This is a genomic window from Streptomyces humi, from assembly GCF_001005085.2.
GTDB lineage: Bacteria > Actinomycetota > Actinomycetes > Streptomycetales > Streptomycetaceae > Streptomyces > Streptomyces humi.
The window spans coordinates 25,907-44,077 of the sequence record NZ_LBMU02000049.1 but is presented as its reverse complement, the minus strand read 5'-3'; the positions used below and the strand labels follow the sequence as shown (position 1 = coordinate 44,077).

Below are 18,171 nucleotides of genomic sequence, written 5' to 3'. Positions count from 1 at the left end.
GCAACACGTTTGTTGCATCGGAACCCTATAAGTAAAGCTCACAGCACACATTTCGTTGCAACGAGTATGAACCTAATGCAACAATCGCTCTCCATCGCGTTGCAATGAATTGAGAATGAACGCTATGCTGGCGCGGTCACGGATCACGAGGGAGGCCCCATGCCGGGAGGCAGACTCACCCAGCAGGAGCGTCAGCAGATCGCACTGGGGCTGGCCGACGGCCTCGCCTACGCGGAGATCGCCCGCCGGCTCGACCGTCCGACCTCGACCGTCACCCGCGAGGTCATGCGCAACGGCGGCCCCACCGGCTACCGCGCCGATTTGGCCCATCGCGCCACCGAACACCGCGCGCACCGCCGTCGGCCGACGACCGCCCCCCGGGCCCCGGAGGCGGCGGCCCACGGACGTGACACCGAGGTCGTGCGCGAGTACGAGGAGGCGTTCACCACCCTGCTCATGCAGCAGGGCCTGCCCAGGATGATGTCCCGGGTGCTGACATGCCTCTACACCACCGACTCGGGCAGCCTCACCGCGTCGGAACTGGTCCGGCGTCTTGAGGTCAGCCCGGCGACCGTCTCCAAGGCGACCTCGTTCCTCGCGACCCAGGGCCTGATCCGCCGCGAGCGTGACGAGGGCCGCCGCGAACGCTACGTCGTGGACGACGACGTCTGGTACACGGGCATGATCGCCGCCGCCCGGTCCAACACCCTGCTCGCCGAGACCGCACGGCGGGGTGTCGGCGTCCTCGGGCCCGACACCCCGGCCGCCGCCCGCCTGGAGAACATCGCCCGCTTCGTCGACTTCGTGGCCGAGAGCATGACCCGCGCCGCGGAACAGGCCCGCGACATCCTCTACACGAGACCCGCTCCGACCGCCCCGACCCCGGACAGCTGACCTGGCACAGGAAAGTCACCGGCCAGGAAGCGGACGGCCCCCCACGCTCACTCCCCGGCGAACAGCTCCACGGCGTCCGAGACGGGTCATCGCCGAAAGCACCGCGAGGGGTACGTCCCGTTCGGCCTCCCGGGCGTCCGGATCACCGGCACGTTGTCCGGTCCCAGCACCAGCGGTCGCACGACCAGCGACTCCCACCCGGGAAAGCCGAGCTCGATCGGCCGCGACGCCCACTTCGCCGTCGTCCTGCTCTGTGTGGTCACGATCAGCACCGGCTCGTACGAGCCCCGGCCCCTCCTCTTCGAGGTCCGCCACTCGCTTCAACGATCCCGGCGGCTCCGGGGGCCCGGGACACGCGTCCCGGGCCCCGTCCGCACAACGCCCACCGGGAAGCGGCGAACCCTGAGCGCGGCCGCGCCCTTCGTGTGCCGCACCGCGTCGGAGACCAGCTCCGCGGCGAGGAGTCGGTGGAAGTCGTCCTGCTCCGGTGGCGGCGACGGCAGCAACTGCCTGGAGATCGTCGCTCGCCCCACCCGCGTGTCCGTTCGTGGCTCGAAGGGCCCGGCCGTGGGCGTTCTCGCCTTTTCGGTCGGGTCCTTCGTCGGATTCGTCGCCGCTCTTGAGGCCGGTGCCCCGCGCCGCTGAGACGGGGCGCGGGGCGTGGCGTCACGCCGGTGCGGTGGCCACCGATGCCAGGCGGTGGACGTCCTTTGCGGTGCCCGTGACGCCGGAGAGGAAGCCCTGGGCTCGGGGGGAGGCGTGTTCTGTCAGCCAGGTCGGGTCGATGTCGCAGACGGCGACGCGGACGCCGGTGCCTGCCAGGGCGAGGGGGAGCGTGTGCACGACCGTCGAGGGGAAGCTCAGGATCGTACGGCCGATCGGGCCCCGGCGGGCGATCAGCTCCAGCGGCAGATCCGGGCGGACTATCTCCAGGCCCGTCTCGGCGGCGAGACGGTGGAGTTTGTCCGTGCTCTCGCGGCGGTGCGCGAAGTAGCGGGTGGCGCCGTGGGCCTTGGCGAGGGTCTGGACGGCCTCCAGGTACCGTTCGCCGTCGACCACGCCGGTCTCCACCAGGGACGTGCCGACCATGTCGGCGCCCTTGGTGATGCGCGGCGGGCCGAAGCGGGCCCGGGTCCAGCCGAAGTCGTTCGCGGTGACCGTCACGCCCTGCGGTGTGTCCGTCATCGGCATGGAGGAGAAGACCTCGACACGGCGGCGGTCGCTGGGGGTGAGGCGGCGGCGGGCGGAGGAGGAGACCGGCGCGAAGAGAAGGTCCCGGGCGCCGGGTCTGCCGCCCTTGCGGTGCCAGCGGACCAGGCGTTCGCCGCGGGCCAGCTGGGCGACGAACTCCATCGTCGCGGTGCCGTCGTCGACCACGACCAGGTCGCGGGCGCGGGTGATCGTCAGGAGGAGCTGTACGTAACGGGAGAAGGGGTCCCCCATGACGATGCGGTCGGCCCGGCGGAGCGAGCCCGCCAGGCCGCCGATCGTCTGGAAGGGGGCGGTGGTGCCGCCGCGCGCCTCCTCCCAGCGGACCCGGTAGCCCTCGTCCCGGGCCAGGTCCGCCATCCGGCGCAGCTGGCCCCGGGTCATGGGGTCCGTCGGGGACAGGACGACGATCGTGAGTTCCGCGCCGGGTGCAGATATGCCGGACACCGAGCGCCGTACCTGGCCGGGTACGGTCGGCAGCGGCTCCGCCGACCCGCGCAGGGCGTGGACATGCGCCCACTCCAGCACGTTCAGCAGCTGCACCGGACTCTCGACGAACGCGAGTGTGTGGGGGCCGGTGTTCCCGGCGCGGGGGCTCATCGACGTACGACCGTCCCGTCGTCGTAACACATCAATCAGACTCGGCTCAGACCTGGACCGGCTCGCCGGCGGCCGCGGCGATCTCCGCCTCGGCGACGACACCGGTGACGCGGCGCAGCTTCTTCATCGGGCCGAGCTCGGAGTCGTAGACCTTCTTGACGCCGTCACCGAGGGACTCGGAGATGATGCGGATGTCGCGGACCAGGCGCGTGAGGCCCTGCGGCTCCACGGAGGCGGCCTGGTCGGAGCCCCACATGGCGCGGTCGAGGGTGATGTGGCGCTCGACGAAGGTGGCGCCGAGGGCGACGGCGGCGAGGGTGGTCTGAAGGCCGGTCTCGTGGCCGGAGTAGCCGATCGGCACGTTCGGGTACTCCTTCTCCAGCGTGTTGATCACGCGGAGGTTGAGCTCGTCGGCCTTCGCCGGGTAGGTCGAGGTGGCGTGGCACATGAGGATGTTGTCCGAGCCGAGGACCTCGACCGCGTGGCGGATCTGCTTCGGGGTGGACATGCCCGTGGAGAGGATGACCGCGCGGCCGGTGGCGCGCAGCGCCTTGAGGAGCTCGTCGTCCGTGAGGGAGGCGGAGGCGACCTTGTGGGCCGGGACGTCGAACTTCTCCAGGAAGGCGACGGCCTCGGTGTCCCACGGGGAGGCGAACCAGTCGATGCCACGGGTCCGGCAGTACTCGTCGATCTGGCGGTACTCGTCCTCACCGAACTCCACGCGGTGGCGGTAGTCGATGTAGGTCATGCGGCCCCAGGGGGTGTCGCGCTCGATGTCCCACTGGTCGCGCGGGGTGCAGATCTCCGGGGTGCGCTTCTGGAACTTGACGGCGTCGCAGCCGGCCTCGGCGGCCACGTCGATCAGCTTGAAGGCGTTCTCCAGCTCACCGTTGTGGTTGATGCCGATCTCGCCGCAGATGTAGACGGGCTTGCCGGGGCCGACCTCACGGGAACCGAACTGGCGCAGACGGGAGTTGCTCATGACTGTGGGGTGTCCTTACTTCGGGAGGGAATCGAGAGAGGGGCCGAGGATCCAGCTGGCGATCTCTCGGATCGCGCCGTCACCGCCGGGGAGGCTGGTGACCGCGCGTGCGGCGCCGCGTACGACGTCGTGGGCGCTCGCGACCGCCACGGGCCAGCCGGCTACGGCGAAGCACGGGAGGTCATTGACGTCGTTTCCGACGTAGAGCACGCGCTCGGGAGCGATGCCCTGCTCCTCGCACCACTGCTTGAGTGCGAGGTCCTTGCGGTCGATGCCGTGCAGGACCGGGATCCGTAGTTTCCGGCCCCGGGCGGCGACGACCGGGTTCTGCTCCGTGGAGAGGATCAGCATCTTCAGCCCGCTCCTGCGCAGGGCGGCGATGCCGAGTCCGTCGCCGCGGTGCACGGAGACGAACTCCTTTCCATCGGCGTCGATCAGCACCCGGTCGTCGGTCTGGGTGCCGTCGAAGTCCAGTACGACCGCGTCGACGTCGTCGGCGGTCGGGAGGGCGCCGGGGCGGTCCGCGTCGAAGAGCGGGGCCAGGGCGCGGGCGCGCGCGAGCTCGTGGTGGTCGTCGATCTCCAGGACGCGCGCGGGGTCGGTCCGCACCAGTTCGGTGTGGCCGAAGAAGCGGTGCCGGTGCTCGCGGAAGCCGTCGGCGCGCATCGCGTAGGCGGCGCCGGTCTCCAGGAAGTCCTGGGGGCGGTCCTGGCGGCGCGGGCGGAACGACTTGTCGTGGTTGACGCCGAAGCCACCGCTGACCGAGGCCTCCTCGGCGCCGACCGGAACCGGGGCGTGCACCTCGTCGCGCCAGACGAAGCCGTGGAACGGGGCGACGGTCAGGGCCGTGTCGGCGCCGTTCTCGACGACCGCGCCGGCCACCCCGTCGATGTCCTCGCGGACGATGAAGGGGCTGGTGCACTGCACGAGCAGGACCACGTCGACCGGGGCGCCGTGCAGCGCCTCGTGGGCGTCCATGGCGTGCAGGACGGCGGCCTCGGAGGTGGCGGTGTCACCGGCGATGGCGGCGGGGCGCAGCACCACCTCGGCGCCGGCGGAACGGGCGGCGGCGGCGATGGCCTGGTCGTCGGTGGAGACGACCACGTCGGTCACCAGGCGGGAGGCGACGCACTCGCGGACCGCGCGGGCGACCAGCGGGATGCCGCCGACCGGGGCGAGGTTCTTCGCGGGCACGCCCTTGGAGCCGCCGCGGGCGGGGATCACGGCGAGGACGCGGGGCAGTGCGGGCCCTGCGGGGTGGGACATCGGCTCTGTTCCTTCAAGTCCGTCAGGCGCCGGCGACGCCTGGTTCGGGATCCGGTCGCTCACAGCTCTCCCATTCGTCGGATCACGGGGGCCACCCGCTGGACGCCGTGGCGGTAGGCGCCGCGTGCTGCCCGGCGCACGATCTGGCGGACGGGTCCCGGGGCCTTGTCGGCGGCTGGTGCGCCGGGCAGCGGGACACCGTCGGGGCCGAGGTGGTGGCGGGCCAGGATGCCGGGCAGGTAGCCGGGCGCGGTCTCGGGTGTGTAGTACGGGTTCAGGGGCGGCAGCCCGCCGTGCCGGGCGAGCAGCTTCGCGATGCGCTCACGGCCGGCGTCGAAGGCCCGCTCGTAGGAGGCGCCCCCGGCGGCGACGCCCTGGCGGGCCACCCACTCGGCGTCGGGCGCCGGGCGGTGGCCGGCGTCGAGCTGGTCCCAGGAGGCGAGGCAGCCGGAGCCGACGAAGTGGTGGTTGCCGAGCGTCTCGCGGATGCCGAGGTCGGTGAGGAGCACGGTGGGGATCCGCCGGTGCAGGGCTTCCAGGGCGGCCGTCGAGCTGACCGTGACCAGCAGGTCGGTGTGGTCGAGCACCTCGCCCATGTGCCCGTACACCAGCCGGAAGTTGGCGGGCACGTCCTTGCCCTGGACCAGCTTCTGGTACGGCAGTTCCTCGATGTGGGTGGTGTGCTCGCCGGGCTTGGAGCGCAGCTTCAGCAGCACTTCCCGCTCGGGGTGCCGGCGGGCGTGCTGGATCAGCCGGTCGAGCAGGTAGGTGCGGTCCCTGCGGCTGTCCGGGACGGACGGCTGGGCCGCGAACACCACGGTGTAGGGCTGGTGTTCGCCCTCGTAGGGCGCTCCGCCGAGGAACGGCAGGGCGACCTCGGTCACCGCGGTGGAGTCGGCGCCGACCCCGTCGTAGACCGCCCGGAAACGCTCCGCGTCCTGGCGGGAGTTGGCGAGGACCAGGTCCGCGCCGTGCCGCAGCAGCAGGCCGTCGGCGAGCTTCTCGTAGACGACGCCGACATAGCCGGTGACGACGACGGGCCGCTTCTCACGGCCGGCCCAGGCGGCCCGCAGCCCGTGCAGCATGGCCTGCACACCGCCGCCGACGAGGGAGAGGACGAGGATGTCGTACGACTGCTGCTCCATCTCTCTCAGGAACTCGACGGACGTCACCTCGCGGAGCGAGTCCGCGTGGACGCCGACCTCCTGGAGCTGGCGGGCGGTGGGGGTGGCACGGCCCCGCAGGAGGTAGCCGTCGAGCCGGACGTCCGAGTCGTCGCTCTCGTCGGGGATGAGGCGCTTCGCGGTGAGCGCGCCCCACTTCCACCGAGTGTCGGAATCCGCCAGGACGGCCACCCGCAGGGTCTTCGTTGCACTTACTGGCACACCGAAGACGCTAGGAAGCCATTCCGAGGATCTCCCGAACCCGAATCCAACAAAGGGTTAACAACACATCGCCGAATGGCGAATCAGCCCGGGATCAGCCGTCAAAAAGACCCGGTTCACGACCTCGCCACATGTCGTTCACCTCGTATCAAGGCTGGAGTCAAGACGCACGACGGGGTCTCCTCTAACGTCCCTCACGTGGTCAAGCTCTCCGTCATCGTGCCGTTCTACAACGTGCAGCAATACGCGCCCGACACCCTGAGGAGCCTGCGTGCGAACGCGCGTGAGGACTTCGAATTCATTCTCGTCGACGACTGCTCGACCGACGGGACGCCAGAGATTCTCGCGCGAGCAGAGCGCGAGCTGCCAGGCGCGGTCCATGTCAGACACGAACAGAACGGAGGTCTGGCCACCGCGCGCAACACGGGCATCGACAGGGCGCGCGGCGAGTACGTGACCTTCCTGGACGGGGACGACTGGCTCGCACCGGGCTACTACCCGGACCTGGTGGCCGCGATCGAGTCGCTGGGCTGCGACTTCGTCCGTACCGACCATGTGCAGTGCACCGCGCGGGCCCGGCTCGTGACCCGGGTGCCGGTCGGCCGGCGGAACGTCGTGATGAACCCGCGGGACGCCATCCTGCCCGCCGACCGGTCCACCTCCGTCGACTACGCCTACGCGTGGGCGGGTGTCTACCACCGTCGTCTGGTGGACAAGGGACTCGTGCATTTCACGGACGGACTGCGGACGGCCGAGGACCGGCCGTGGATCTGGAAACTGCACCGGGAGGCCGAGTCCTTCGCGGCGGTGAACCTGCTCGGCGTCTTCTACCGGCGTGGCGTAGCCTCGTCACTCACGCAGATCGGTGACGTCCGTCAGCTCGATTTCATTCGCGCGTTCGACCAGGTGATCGAGGAAACCGCACAGGACGCCGACGCGAAGGAACTTCTGCCGAAGGCCGTCCGTACGTATTGCGCCATCATTTCCCATCACCTGGGATCCATCGAAAGGTTCGAGCCCGCGGTGGCGAAGAAGCTGAAATCCATGAGTGCCGCCGCGCTGCGGCGCATGCCGCAGGACGTGCTGGACGAGGCCCTGGACTCGATGGACCTCCAGCGCGCCACCAAGCTGCGCCGGCTGCGCCGCCGTCCCGCCACCGCGGGAGCCGCCGCGTGACCACCCAGATCTTCCAGGCGTCCACCCTCTACGGCACCGCCACCCTCGCGGCCGCCCTGGACTCCGGCGCCTTCCGCCCGGCCGACCGGCGCATCCTGCTGGTCTGCAACAACGCGGCGACCCCCGAGACCACCCCGGGCCTGGACGAGGCGCCCGGCTTCGAGCGGCTGCGCGACCGCTTCGACGACGTGATCTCGTACAACGAGACGATCTTCCCGTTCCATCCGGGCGGCTGGGCACCGCGCGTGGAGGACTTCCCGCTCTGGGAACGCTTCCTGCGTCACGAGTGGCAACTGGGCGACGACGACGTGGAGTTCGCCGTCGAGTCGATCCAGGTGAACCCCTCGCTCAGCCTCACCCAGATCTTCACCGGCGCCCCGGTCACGGTCTACGCCGACGGCCTGATGAGCTACGGCCCGACCCGCAACAAGATCGACCCGCTGGTCGGCACCCGGGTGGACCGGGTCCTGCACCTGGACCTGGTGCCGGGTCTGAAGCCGCTGCTGCTCACCGAGTTCGGCGTCGACGGCGAGGTGGTGCCCACCGCGGCCTTCACCAAGGTGCTGGCCGAACTCGCGCCCAGCGGTGACGGACTGCCCGGCATCGAGGAACCGGCCCTGCTGCTCGGCCAGTACCTCTCGGCCCTCGACATCCTCACCCCCGCGCAGGAGGAGAACCTGCACGTGCGGATGTTGAAGGGCGCGGTCGGACTCGGCCACACCAAGGTCGTCTTCAAGCCGCACCCCTCCGCCCCGGCCCGGTTCGCCCGGACCCTGGAGCAGGAGGCCGAGAAGCTCGGGGTGGAGCTCACGGTCCTGGACACCACGGTCCTCGCCGAGGTGCTCTACCAGCGGATGCGCCCGGCCCTGGTCGTCGGCTGCTTCTCCACCGCGCTGCTCACCGCGTCCGCGCTGTACGGCCTGCCGACCGCCCGGGTCGGCACCGACACGCTCCTCGACAAGCTCACGCCGTACGAGAACAGCAACCGGGTCCCGGTCACCGTCGTCGACGCGCTGGTGCCCGAGCTCTCCGACCGCAAGGCGGTCGAGGAGCAGCGTTCCGGCATGAGCGTCGAGGCGCTCGGCGAGCTGATCCGCGCGGTGGGCTTCGCGATGCAGCCGAAGATCTACCCGCAGCTGCGCGCCGGGACCGAGCGCTACCTGAGCAGGCATCTGAACGACCGCACCATCCGTTACTTCAAGCGCAAGCGCCTGACCTCGCTGGGGCTGCCCGGCGGGGTGCCGGCGCAGCTGGCGTTCCTGCCGCGCAACGCGACCGTGCGGCGGATGGCCCGCAAGGCACGTAATCTGCGGCGGGTCGTGCGGAAGTAGGTTCCGCGGGGAACGCCGTGTCATGTCGTCTGCGACTCCATCGTGGCTTGTCGCGCAGTTCCCCGCGCCCCCGGACGGCGGCTGCGCCGCCGGTCAGGGGCGGGTCCGGATCACCGGGCCCGCCCCTTCGGCGTCACCTGCCCAGGATCTTCCTGATCGTGGCGCGGTTCTCCTCGGTGACCTTCCAGAGCTGTTCCTGCCGGTCGTGGACGTCGGCGACCGTGCGGCTGTGGTTGTCGAGGATGCCGATCGCGCGCTCGGCGAGGATCTCGCCGAGGTCGCGCTCGTGGACCGAGACACCCCACTCGGGCCGCTCGATGTCGTTCAGGAAGTACGCCATCTTCGGGTGCGAGATCAGCGAGACGATCGGGGTGCCGACCCCGAACGGGATCATGCCGGCGTGTCCGCGCATGCCGATGACCAGGCGGGTCTTGGCGTACGTCTCGCGGATCTCGTCGTTGGAGAAGTCGTACATCGGGATCACCGGCAGCGAGATGCCGTGCTCACGGCGCAGGTCGAAGGCGATCTTCTCGTCGTCGAGGGAGTGCGCGACGCACTTGACCTCGGTGTGCTCGCCGATCTTGCGGACCGCCTTGGCCATCTCCGCGAGGAAGTGCCCGTAGTCGTGGCCGAAGCGCAGCCCCGCGCGGTCGTAGGCCGCGTTGAGCATGACCGTGTCCTCGCGGTACGCCGGGTCGGTCCAGCCGGCCACCAGCTGCCGCATGACGGTGGTCGGACAGGGCTGGAAGACGACCTTGTCCTGGAGTTCGGGCGGGAGCATGCCGCGCACCTTGGCGATGGAACCGTGGTTGCGCAGGCCGAAGAAGGAGGACTTCTCCACCAGCAGCCGCAGGCTCTCGTTGAACCGCTGGGCCCGGTATGACTGGCCGTCGAAGGCGTTGAAGCCGACCGCGTAGATCATGATCGGGACGTCGATGGCGCGCAGGTGCTCGTCCGGGACGTTCCACTGCCAGGCGCTGTTGCCGTTGGGCATGGTGTCCGGGATGAACAGCCCGCCGCCGCCGATGACCAGGCCCCGGCGGGCGTTGACCCGCTCCACGGCCGCCCTGTCGAAGTACCGGTGGGCGTGCACGGAGTGCCAGCGCCGGGAGGTGGTGTCCGGGCCGAAGCCGAGCCGGACGGTCTCCGGGAGGAGCTTGTCGCCCGCGTTGCCCTGCCGGTCCATGTAGAAGGCGACGTGCGCCAGCTGGTCCTCGGCGCTGCCCTGCTCCTGGGAGGGGACGGCGGCGGCGCGCTGCGCCCACAGGCGGCTGGAGCGGTGCGTGGGGTCGACGGTGAGCCCGGCGGTGGCGTACCTGAGGGCCTCGGTGTTGTCGCCGTGCACCCAGGCGATCTGGGCGAGCCGCGCGAAGGCGGTGGCGGCCCGGTTGGGGGCGGCGGTGGCGAGCAGCAGCTGCGTCTTGGCCTCCTCGTAGCGGGAGACGCTCATCAGGGCGTGGCCGAGCACCTCGTGCGGCCAGGCCTCGTCCAGCGGGACGCGGACGCTGCTCATGGTGTCGACGGCGTCCTGGTAGTCGCCGGCCGCGATGTGCGCGGCGGCCACCTTGCGGGCGATCTCGACGTCCCCGGTGCGCTTGACGTGCGGGGTGCCGAAGTGGACGACCAGGTCGTGGTGGAGGCCGCCGGAGGAGGCGAAGTAGGCCGCGTGGAACTCGGCGTCGGTCAGCTCGAACCCGCGCCAGCGCTCCTCGGCCTGCGCGTAGCCGGCCTCGCCGCCCTGCCAGGGCTTGTGCCGCCCGGTGAAGTGCAGGATCTTCGTGTCCTCGGGGACCGGGAGGTCGCCGGAGAGCCGCCGCTTGACGAAGTTGTACTTGGCGTCGAGGCGGACGAAGTCGCCGTCCAGGACGGCGTTCAGGATGCCCTGGTCGTGCTTGTCGAGCTCGTACTCGCCGCTGCGCCCGGTCTTGTCGATCTTCGCGCAGAACTCGTCGGACAGGTACTCCTTCTGGATCACCAGGAGACCGGAGTTCAGCTTGTGCTGCCCGTAGAAGAACTGCGGGACGGCCGCGAGACCCTCGCGGAGCTCCAGGAGCTCGCCGAGACCGCCGAGGACCACCATGTCGGTGTCCAGGGTGATCACGGTGTCGTAGTCGCGCAGCCGGAAGATGTCGAGGATGAAGTACGCCTTGCGGACCAGGTAGTTGTCCTGGTCGCCCTTGACGTACGAGTCGTAGTGCGTGTCGTTCACGCGGCGCAGCACGATGCGCGGGTGCAGGGCGCGGATCTTCGCTATGGAGGCCGGGCGCAGGTCGTCGTAGAGGACGACGAAGTCCTCGCAGACGCCGGGGTTGGACAGGGCGAGGCTGCGCAGCAGGACCAGGAAGCCGGGCAGGTAGTTCTCGTCCACGTAGGACGCGAAGGCGACCCGGCGCTTCTTGGTGAGGGCGCTCGCGTCCGTGTTCGGGGTCGCCGGGGTGAAGGTGGTCGTCATCGCAGGGAGATCCTCATGTCGGTCACGCTCTGGGCCCGCTGCATGACCCATGCCTTCTCGCTGGTGTATTCGTGCACGGAGGTGATGGCCAGCTTCATGGCCTCCTGCACGCGGTACGCGCCGCTCTCGTAGAAGTCGAAGCCGATCAGGTCCAGGGTCGGGCTGACGTCCAGGAAGTCCAGCAGCCACAGCATGTTGAACCCGGAGGTCGGGATGCCCGACCAGGTCTCGGTGCTGATCTGCCCGATGTTGCGCATCGGCCAGCGCAGCGACTCGTCGCCGAGGAACTTCTGCGCGCCGGGCACCAGCTTGTTGCGCAGCGAGTGCTTCCAGTCGCCGGAGACGCCGCCGAAGACCAGCCGGGTGGTCACCGGCTTCTCCCAGTTGAAGGCGTGCTTGTGGATGCTGACGTGGATGTCGGTGCGCTCACCGGTGTGCTTCGGGTCGATCTTGTACGAGTTGAAGCGCACGACCAGGTCGTAGTCGTCGATCTGCTTGCCGATGCCGCCGGTGCCCACCCGGCCGGAGTTGGCGATCAGGCAGACGGACTTGCCGGCGATCTGGTTGCGGAACTCGCCGAGGCTGAGCCACTGCACGCCGTCGACGGTCGGGTCGGCGACCGGTCCGCGCATCCGGACGCGGCGCTGCTCGGCGTAGAGCGCGACGACCTCGGTGAGCCCGGCGTCGTCGCCCTCGGCGAGCCGCAGGTCCAGGTACTGGCTGAGCAGTTCCTGCCGGTCGTTCACCGGGGCCTCGTCCGCGGTGAGCGCGAGCAGGGCGCCGACCAGGCGGGGCTCGGCGGCCTGCCAGTCGCCGGCGGCCTGGAGGGCGAGTCCCTCGGCCCAGGTGGCGGTGGCGGGCGCGGCGGTGTGCTCGGTGGCGGTGGGCACCTGGCGCTGGAGGAGGGCCAGGAGTTCGTTCTCGCGTTCACCGGCGCGACGCAGTCCGCTGATCCGGTTGGCGACGCCGAAGCCGTCGTCGGCGGTGAGTTCGAGGTAGCGCTCGTAGGCCTCGACGGCCTCGCTCTCCTCGCCGAGCGCCTCCAGGATGCGGGCGCGCAGCCGCCAGCCGGCGCGGGAGTTCCTGCGCTGGGCGAGCACGGTGTCGCTGATCACCAGCGCGAGGTTCAGCTCGTCGTTGTAGCCGCACTCCAGGGCCTTGTTGGCGACCGCGAGCAGAGCGTCCAGCAGGTCGTTGTTGATGCCTCCGGACGGGGACGTGGCGCCCTTCACGGCCCGCTTCAGCAGGGCGGTCGCACCGCCGGCCGGGGCGGGTGCGGGGGCGGTGGTGCCTTCCGTGGCGACGACCACGAGCAGCTTGCGCAGCTGCTCGGCGAGTTCGGCGCGACGCCGGTCGAGGCTGCCGACCACTTTGCCGCTGTGCACGGCGCAGGCATGCAGGCAGTCGTCCAGCTCCCCTCCGCGCGCAGGTGCCCGCCTGTTCTGGACCCTCGTCATAGCTCTCCTGATTTTGCCAAGCAAAGCTTGTGTAATCGCTGTGTGTGGTGAGGTGACCCGCACCGGGGGGATGGATGGAGAAACTAGGAAGCCAAAACGACCATATGGTTAACGAATCCCGACTGGTAAGAGAATGGTTAGGAGGTTCACCGCGGCCTTCCTATGATTCGCCCAGGTGACGGTATGGGGCTTCCCACGTCCCGGCGACAGCGCGAACAGATCGGATGATTAACCGCCCGGCCCCGGGTAGGCGTCTCGGACCATGTCTCTCGCCTCCCCCACAACGGCGCCCCCGCCTGCGCGGATCGCCCTCGCCCCGGCCCCGCCCGGACGGCCCCGCCCCCGGCTTCTCGCCCTCGACGGACTGCGGCTGCTGGCCGCCCTGATGGTCTGCCTCTACCACTACGCCGGCCGCGGCGGAGTCGTCTCCGCGTCCTGGCACCAGAACCCCGCCCACGTCTTCCCGACCCTGTCCCGGGCGGCCGTCTACGGCTGCCTCGGCGTCGAGTTCTTCTTCGTCATCAGCGGTTTCGTGATCTGCATGAGCAGTTGGGGCCGCTCGCTCGGCGACTTCTTCCGCTCCCGCGTCGCCCGCCTCTACCCCGCCTACTGGGTCGCCCTGTTGCTGGTCACCGGCGCGTCCCTGGTCCTGCCCGCCGTCGTCCACGCGGTCCGGCTCGACGAGTTCCTGGTCAACCTGACGATGCTCCAGCAGCCGATGGGCGCACCCCGCGTCCTCGGCGTCTGCTGGACCCTGTGGGTCGAGGTCCGCTTCTACGCCCTGTTCGCCCTGACCGTCGTCCTGCCGGGGGTCACCTACCGCAGGGTGGTGCTGTTCTGCTCGGTGTGGACGCTGGCCACCGTGCTCTCCACCGCGGCCGGCGGCCCCTGGACCGAGCTGGTCGTCATGCCCGGGTACGCCCCGTACTTCATCGGCGGCCTGGCCCTCTACCTGGTCCACCGCTTCGGCAACCAGGCCCTGCCCTGGGGCATCGTGGCGCTCTCCTGGATCCTCGGACTGCGCATGGCCACCGAGGGGTTGTGGCACCCCGGAGCCCCCCGCGACCCCTACGTCACGATGCTGGTCGTCACCCTGGCGTACGCCGCGGTGGCGGCGGTGGCCGCCGGCTGGACCCGGTGGGCGGCCTGGCCCTGGCTGACCACGGCCGGGGCGCTGACGTACCCCTTCTACCTGGTCCACGAACACCTCGGGTGGTTCGCGATCCGGGTGCTGCACCGCGGCTGGGGCCTGCCGCCGTGGCCCACCCTCGCGCTGACCGTGCTCACGATGCTGGGACTGGCCTGGCTGATTCACCGCTTCGTGGAGACACCGTTCGGACCGAAATTGAAGAGGGCATTGAAGAACTCGTGATTCCGGGAACTCGCGATTCCGCTCGAATTCACCCTTCGTTAACGTGAGGCGAACTTGGCCCGCCGTTCATCTCTCCGTTGGTTTCGCAGCGGTACGGCGGGCAGGCACCGTGGAGACCGCGCGGACGCACAGGTGTCGCGCAGGATTTCCACAGGCTGCCGATCGCGTATCGAGGGAGTGCCTCCTCCGTATGGCCACCACCCAGGAAACGACCCCGACCCGACTGCCCCGCCGTCTCGACGACGTCCCCGGTTGGTTCCCCGTGCTCGACCAGCTGCTCTTCGACTGGTTCCTGAGCCGCCAGGAGACCTCCGGCATGCGCGGCGACCTCCTGGAGGTCGGGGTCTACATGGGCAAGAGCGCGATCTTCACCGGGCGGCACCTGCGGCCCGGCGACGGGTTCACCGTGTGCGACCTCTTCGAGGGCGACGCGCCCGACGACGCGAACCGCGCCGAGTCCACGAAGTCGTACAGCAAGCTCACCCGGCGCGTGTTCGAGGAGAACTACCTCGCCTTCCACGACGAACTCCCCCGGGTGCTCCAGGGGCCCAGCTCCCTCGTGCCGGACGAAGTCCCGCCCCGCTCCTGCCGGTTCGTGCACGTCGACGCGTCACACCTGTACGAGCACGTGCACGGGGACATAGCGGCGGCGCGCGAACTGCTGCTGCCGGACGGGATCGTGGTCCTCGACGACTTCCGCTCCGAGCACACGCCGGGCGTCTCCATAGCCACGTGGGAGGCGGTCCTCAACGGGGACCTGCGCCCGATCTGCATCAGCACCCAGAAGCTGTACGGGACGTGGGGCGACCCCGGGCCGGTACGGGAGGAGCTGATCGAGATGGTCCGGGGGCGGACCGACTGCCACCTGAGCACGCAGGAGGCGGCGGGGCACCAGATCATCCGGCTGAAGTCGAAGGGGATGGCCGCGCCGGAGTTCCCGTTGTCGCGGTACGCGGACGCGCCGGCACCTCCGGTGGAAGCGCCGGTCTCCGTGGTGCCGGCGGTGCCGGCGGTGGCGCGGCGGCGGAGCCGGGTGCGGCGGGTGGCTGTCGATCTGCTGCCGCCGGTGCTGACGCGGGCGATACGGAAGGCGATGAGGTAGCGCAGCGCCCAGGAGGGGTCGGGCGTTCCGTCGCGGGCGGCTGCGGGTTTCGTGGTGGCCGGTCGCGCGGTTCCTCGCGCCCCTGCGGGCGCGCCGCACTCACGAGGCCATGTAGCGCACGCCGATACCGGCGATCACCAGCTCCAGGCCCTCGTCGAAGTGGTCGGTGTAGTGGGTGAAGATCTCTTCGCCCGCCGCCGCCGAGAGTGGGAAGTCGGCCAGCAGGCGGGCGCGTTCCGTCATGTCGTAGCCCTCCCGGCGCTCCCCCGGGAGGGGCTCCACGCCCTGCTCCTCGGTGACGAAGCCGATGGTGTAGGCGTGCACCGTGCGGCCCGCCGCCACCGCCTGGGCCAGCGTGAAGCCCGCCTCCGTCAGGACGCGCAGGTTCGCCTCCTGCTCGTGGGCGTGGTCGATGCCCGTGAAACGTGAGCCGCTGTAGACCTTGGCGCCGTCGCGGTAGCCGAGCAGGGCCGTGCGCAGTCCCCGGCCCACCGCGCGCAGGCGGTCCTGCCAGGTGTCGGCGGGGTCCAGCACCCGGCCCGCGACCATCCGGCGGTACATCTCGGTCGCCATCTCGTCGAGCAGCGCCTGCTTGTCCTTGAAGTGCCAGTAGAGGGCCGGCGCCTTGACGTCCAGTTCGCGGGCGATGGCGCGCAGGGTCAGGCCGTCCAGGCCGGCCTCGTTCAGCAGGCGCAGGGCCGTGTCGGCGACCCGCCTGCGGTCGAGGGGCGCGCGTCGTTCCGTACTCACACTTGACAGCTTAACAGCGTTAAGGGCAGCCTTGGCGTCGACGGCACTTAACGGCGTTAAGGAGAAATGTGATGGATGTTCTGATCGTGGGCGCGGGGCCGACCGGACTCGCCCTCGGCATCGACCTCGCCCGGCGCGGGGTGGACGCGCTCGTCGTGGAGGCCGGCGAGAAGCTGTTCCCGGGCTCCCGGGGCAAGGGGATCCAGCCCCGCACCCAGGAGGTCTTCGACGACCTAGGGGTGCGCGACGCGATCCGCGCGGCCGGCGGGCTCTACCCGCCCCGGCTGCTCTGGAAGAACGGCGAGCGGGTCGCGACGGAGCCGATGTTCGACGAGGTCCCGGCGGACGAGGGGGCGCCGTACAACGAGCCGCTGATGGTCGCGCAGTGGCGGACGCAGGAGGTGCTGTACGCACGGCTGCGGGAGCTGGGCGGCCGGGTGGAGTTCGGGCACGCGGTCACGGACGTGGCGCAGGACGCGGACGGGGTGACCGCCCGCTTCGCCGACGGCACGGCCGTCCGGGCCCGGTACCTGGTGGCGGCCGACGGCGGGCGGTCGGCCGTACGGCGGGCGGTCGGCGTCGGGATGACCGGCGAGCCGGTGGACCCGAACCCGTTCCTGGTGGCCGACCTGCGGGTCAGGGGCCTCGACCGGGACCACTGGCACACCTTCGCCGGCGACGACGGGACCGGCGTGGCGCTGTGCCCGCTGGCCGGCACCGAGGACTTCCAGCTGGGCGCGAAGCTCCCGGAGGGCACCCGGCCCGAGCTGTCCCTGGCGGGGATACGGCGGCTGGTCTCGACGTACAGCCATCTCGACCCGTCGGACGTCACCGAGCTGCGCTGGGCCTCCGACTTCCGGCCCCGGGCCGCCCTGGCCGACCGGTTCCGGGTGGACCGGGTCCTGCTCGCCGGAGACGCGGCCCACGTGCACTCGCCGGCCGGCGGGCAGGGCCTGAACACCAGCATCCAGGACGCCTACAACCTGGGCTGGAAACTGGGCGCGGTGCTCGCCGGCCGGGCCGCGGACACGCTCCTCGACACCTACGAGGAGGAGCGCCGCGCGAACGCCGCCGCGATGCTGGACCTCACGACCGGCGTCCACCGGGGCGAGGTGCGGCGCGGGGAGGCGACGGTCCAGCTGGGACTGGGCTACCGGGAGTCGTCGCTGTCGGAGGAGACCCGGACCGACCCGGGCCCGGTGCGGGCGGGCGACCGCGCGCCCGACGGGCGCGACGCGGCCGGGGTGCGGATGTTCGACGCGTTCCGGGGCCCGCACTGGACGCTGCTGAGTCCGGCACCGGTCGAGGGCTTCGGCGGCCGGCCGGCCCCGGAGTCGTACGGTCCGGGAATCTTCCTGGTCCGTCCGGACGGCTACGTCGGCTGGGCCGGCGACACGGCCGACGGGCTGCGCGAGTACGCGCGGCGCACCGGGGCCCTCGACGCCGCCTAGGTGTGCTGTCCGGACAGGTTGGTGACGCGAGGCAGGCGGGACCTTCGCGACACGCCCTCGGGCGGGGAGGACCGCGGAGTGCGGCTCAGGCGCTGGCCAGCGTCAGCTTGACCGCGAAGCCGAGGAACAGCACGCCGGCCGCCGAGGTGGCCGTCGCCGACAGCCGCTTGCGCCGCCGGAACGCGTCGGCCAGCCTGGTGCCGCTGAAGATCAGGGCGCTGAGGTAGAGGAAGCTGGCCACCTGGGCGAAGGCGCCGAGGACGACGAAGGACAGCGCCGGATAGGCGTACCCCGGGTCCACGAACTGCACGAAGAAGGCGACGAAGAACAGGATCGCCTTGGGGTTGAAGAGGCTGATCACCAGGGCCCGCCGGTAGGGCCGCTCCGGTCCGGGCGCGGCGGCCGGCACCGCTTCCGGCGCCACGCGCAGCTTCCGGGTCCGCCACATCCGCAGGGCCGCCCGCAGCATGCCGACCGCGAGCCACGTCAGGTAACCGGCGCCCGCGTACTTGACGATCCCGAACAGCACGGCGTTCGCCTGGAGCAGCGAGGCCACCCCGGCCGCCGACAGCGTCATCAGCACGGTGTCCCCGCACCACACCCCCGCGGCGGCCGTGTAACCGGCCCGCACCCCCTGCCGGGCGGCGACGGACAGCACGTACAGCGAGTTGGGCCCGGGCAGCAGGACGATCAGGACGAGTCCTGCCAGGTAGGTGGGGAGATCGATGACACCGAACATGGGAA

General features: G+C 70.7%; 15 protein-coding genes and 1 pseudogene. 7 read left to right on the top strand and 9 right to left on the bottom strand.

Annotation, left to right across the window (positions count from 1 at the left end; translation table 11 throughout):
* Positions 1-159: 159 nt before the first annotated feature.
* Positions 160-894 (top strand): helix-turn-helix domain-containing protein, encoded by a 735-nt coding sequence (locus tag AAW13_RS47455; RefSeq protein ID WP_046729792.1) that lies wholly within the window; start codon positions 160-162, stop codon positions 892-894.
* 84 nt (positions 895-978) lie between these two features.
* Here the strand turns inward: AAW13_RS47455 and AAW13_RS46910 are convergent.
* Positions 979-1,172: pseudogene (locus AAW13_RS46910) on the bottom strand (hypothetical protein); the annotation flags it as partial.
* On the opposite strand from AAW13_RS46910, the gene AAW13_RS47815 reads away from it, so the two are divergent.
* Complete coding sequence (locus AAW13_RS47815; protein ID WP_420855486.1) at positions 1,150-1,539, top strand: DUF397 domain-containing protein; 390 nt, start codon at positions 1,150-1,152, stop codon at positions 1,537-1,539. The pseudogene AAW13_RS46910 and the gene AAW13_RS47815 overlap by 23 nt on opposite strands.
* 21 nt (positions 1,540-1,560) lie before the next feature.
* Here the strand turns inward: AAW13_RS47815 and AAW13_RS22905 are convergent, their stop codons facing one another.
* Genes AAW13_RS22905 through AAW13_RS22890 form a run of 4 tightly spaced genes read right to left on the bottom strand, consistent with a single transcriptional unit; the run spans position 1,561 to position 6,336 of the window.
* Positions 1,561-2,703 (bottom strand): hypothetical protein, encoded by a 1,143-nt coding sequence (locus AAW13_RS22905; RefSeq protein WP_046729791.1) that lies wholly within the window; start codon positions 2,701-2,703, stop codon positions 1,561-1,563.
* 46 nt (positions 2,704-2,749) lie between these two features.
* Positions 2,750-3,685 (bottom strand): N-acetylneuraminate synthase family protein, encoded by a 936-nt coding sequence (locus AAW13_RS22900; protein ID WP_046729790.1) that lies wholly within the window; start codon positions 3,683-3,685, stop codon positions 2,750-2,752.
* A 15-nt stretch (positions 3,686-3,700) separates the two neighbouring features.
* On the bottom strand, positions 3,701-4,951 hold the full coding sequence (locus AAW13_RS22895) for an acylneuraminate cytidylyltransferase (protein WP_046729789.1): 1,251 nt from the start codon (positions 4,949-4,951) through the stop codon (positions 3,701-3,703).
* 59 nt (positions 4,952-5,010) lie between these two features.
* Entirely contained in the window at positions 5,011-6,336 is a 1,326-nt protein-coding gene (locus tag AAW13_RS22890) for a DUF6716 putative glycosyltransferase (protein ID WP_046729788.1), read from the bottom strand.
* 198 nt (positions 6,337-6,534) lie between these two features.
* Here AAW13_RS22890 and AAW13_RS22885 point away from each other — a divergent pair, with 198 nt between their 5' ends.
* Together AAW13_RS22885 and AAW13_RS22880 are read left to right on the top strand one after the other, a co-directional pair.
* Positions 6,535-7,512, top strand: coding sequence for a glycosyltransferase family 2 protein (locus AAW13_RS22885; RefSeq protein WP_046729787.1), 978 nt, complete (start codon positions 6,535-6,537; stop codon positions 7,510-7,512).
* Positions 7,509-8,843 (top strand): alpha-2,8-polysialyltransferase family protein, encoded by a 1,335-nt coding sequence (locus AAW13_RS22880; RefSeq protein ID WP_046729786.1) that lies wholly within the window; start codon positions 7,509-7,511, stop codon positions 8,841-8,843. The genes AAW13_RS22885 and AAW13_RS22880 overlap by 4 nt, the downstream gene beginning before the upstream one ends.
* A gap of 133 nt (positions 8,844-8,976) precedes the next feature.
* On the opposite strand, the gene AAW13_RS22875 is transcribed toward AAW13_RS22880, so the two are convergent.
* Positions 8,977-11,295, bottom strand: a complete 2,319-nt coding sequence (locus AAW13_RS22875; protein ID WP_046729785.1) for a glycosyltransferase — start codon at positions 11,293-11,295, stop codon at positions 8,977-8,979.
* Complete coding sequence (locus tag AAW13_RS22870) at positions 11,292-12,752, bottom strand: glycosyltransferase family 29 protein (RefSeq protein ID WP_046729784.1); 1,461 nt, start codon at positions 12,750-12,752, stop codon at positions 11,292-11,294. The genes AAW13_RS22875 and AAW13_RS22870 overlap by 4 nt, the downstream gene beginning before the upstream one ends.
* A 262-nt stretch (positions 12,753-13,014) precedes the next feature.
* Here AAW13_RS22870 and AAW13_RS22865 point away from each other — a divergent pair, with 262 nt between their 5' ends.
* On the top strand, positions 13,015-14,124 hold the full coding sequence (locus AAW13_RS22865) for an acyltransferase family protein (protein ID WP_071659652.1): 1,110 nt from the start codon (positions 13,015-13,017) through the stop codon (positions 14,122-14,124).
* A 190-nt stretch (positions 14,125-14,314) separates the two neighbouring features.
* A complete protein-coding gene (locus AAW13_RS22860) occupies positions 14,315-15,226 on the top strand; it encodes a class I SAM-dependent methyltransferase (RefSeq protein ID WP_046729783.1) in 912 nt (303 codons plus the stop codon).
* Positions 15,227-15,325: 99 nt separating this feature from the next.
* Here the strand turns inward: AAW13_RS22860 and AAW13_RS22855 are convergent, their stop codons facing one another.
* Positions 15,326-15,976, bottom strand: coding sequence for a TetR/AcrR family transcriptional regulator C-terminal domain-containing protein (locus tag AAW13_RS22855; RefSeq protein WP_046729782.1), 651 nt, complete (start codon positions 15,974-15,976; stop codon positions 15,326-15,328).
* Between the two features lie 71 nt (positions 15,977-16,047).
* Between AAW13_RS22855 and AAW13_RS22850 the strand changes: the two genes are divergently transcribed.
* Positions 16,048-17,427, top strand: a complete 1,380-nt coding sequence (locus AAW13_RS22850) for an FAD-dependent monooxygenase (protein WP_046729781.1) — start codon at positions 16,048-16,050, stop codon at positions 17,425-17,427.
* Positions 17,428-17,512: 85 nt separating this feature from the next.
* On the opposite strand, the gene leuE is transcribed toward AAW13_RS22850, so the two are convergent.
* Positions 17,513-18,166 (bottom strand): leucine efflux protein LeuE, encoded by a 654-nt coding sequence (gene leuE, locus AAW13_RS22845; RefSeq protein WP_046729780.1) that lies wholly within the window; start codon positions 18,164-18,166, stop codon positions 17,513-17,515.
* Positions 18,167-18,171: the final 5 nt, after the last annotated feature.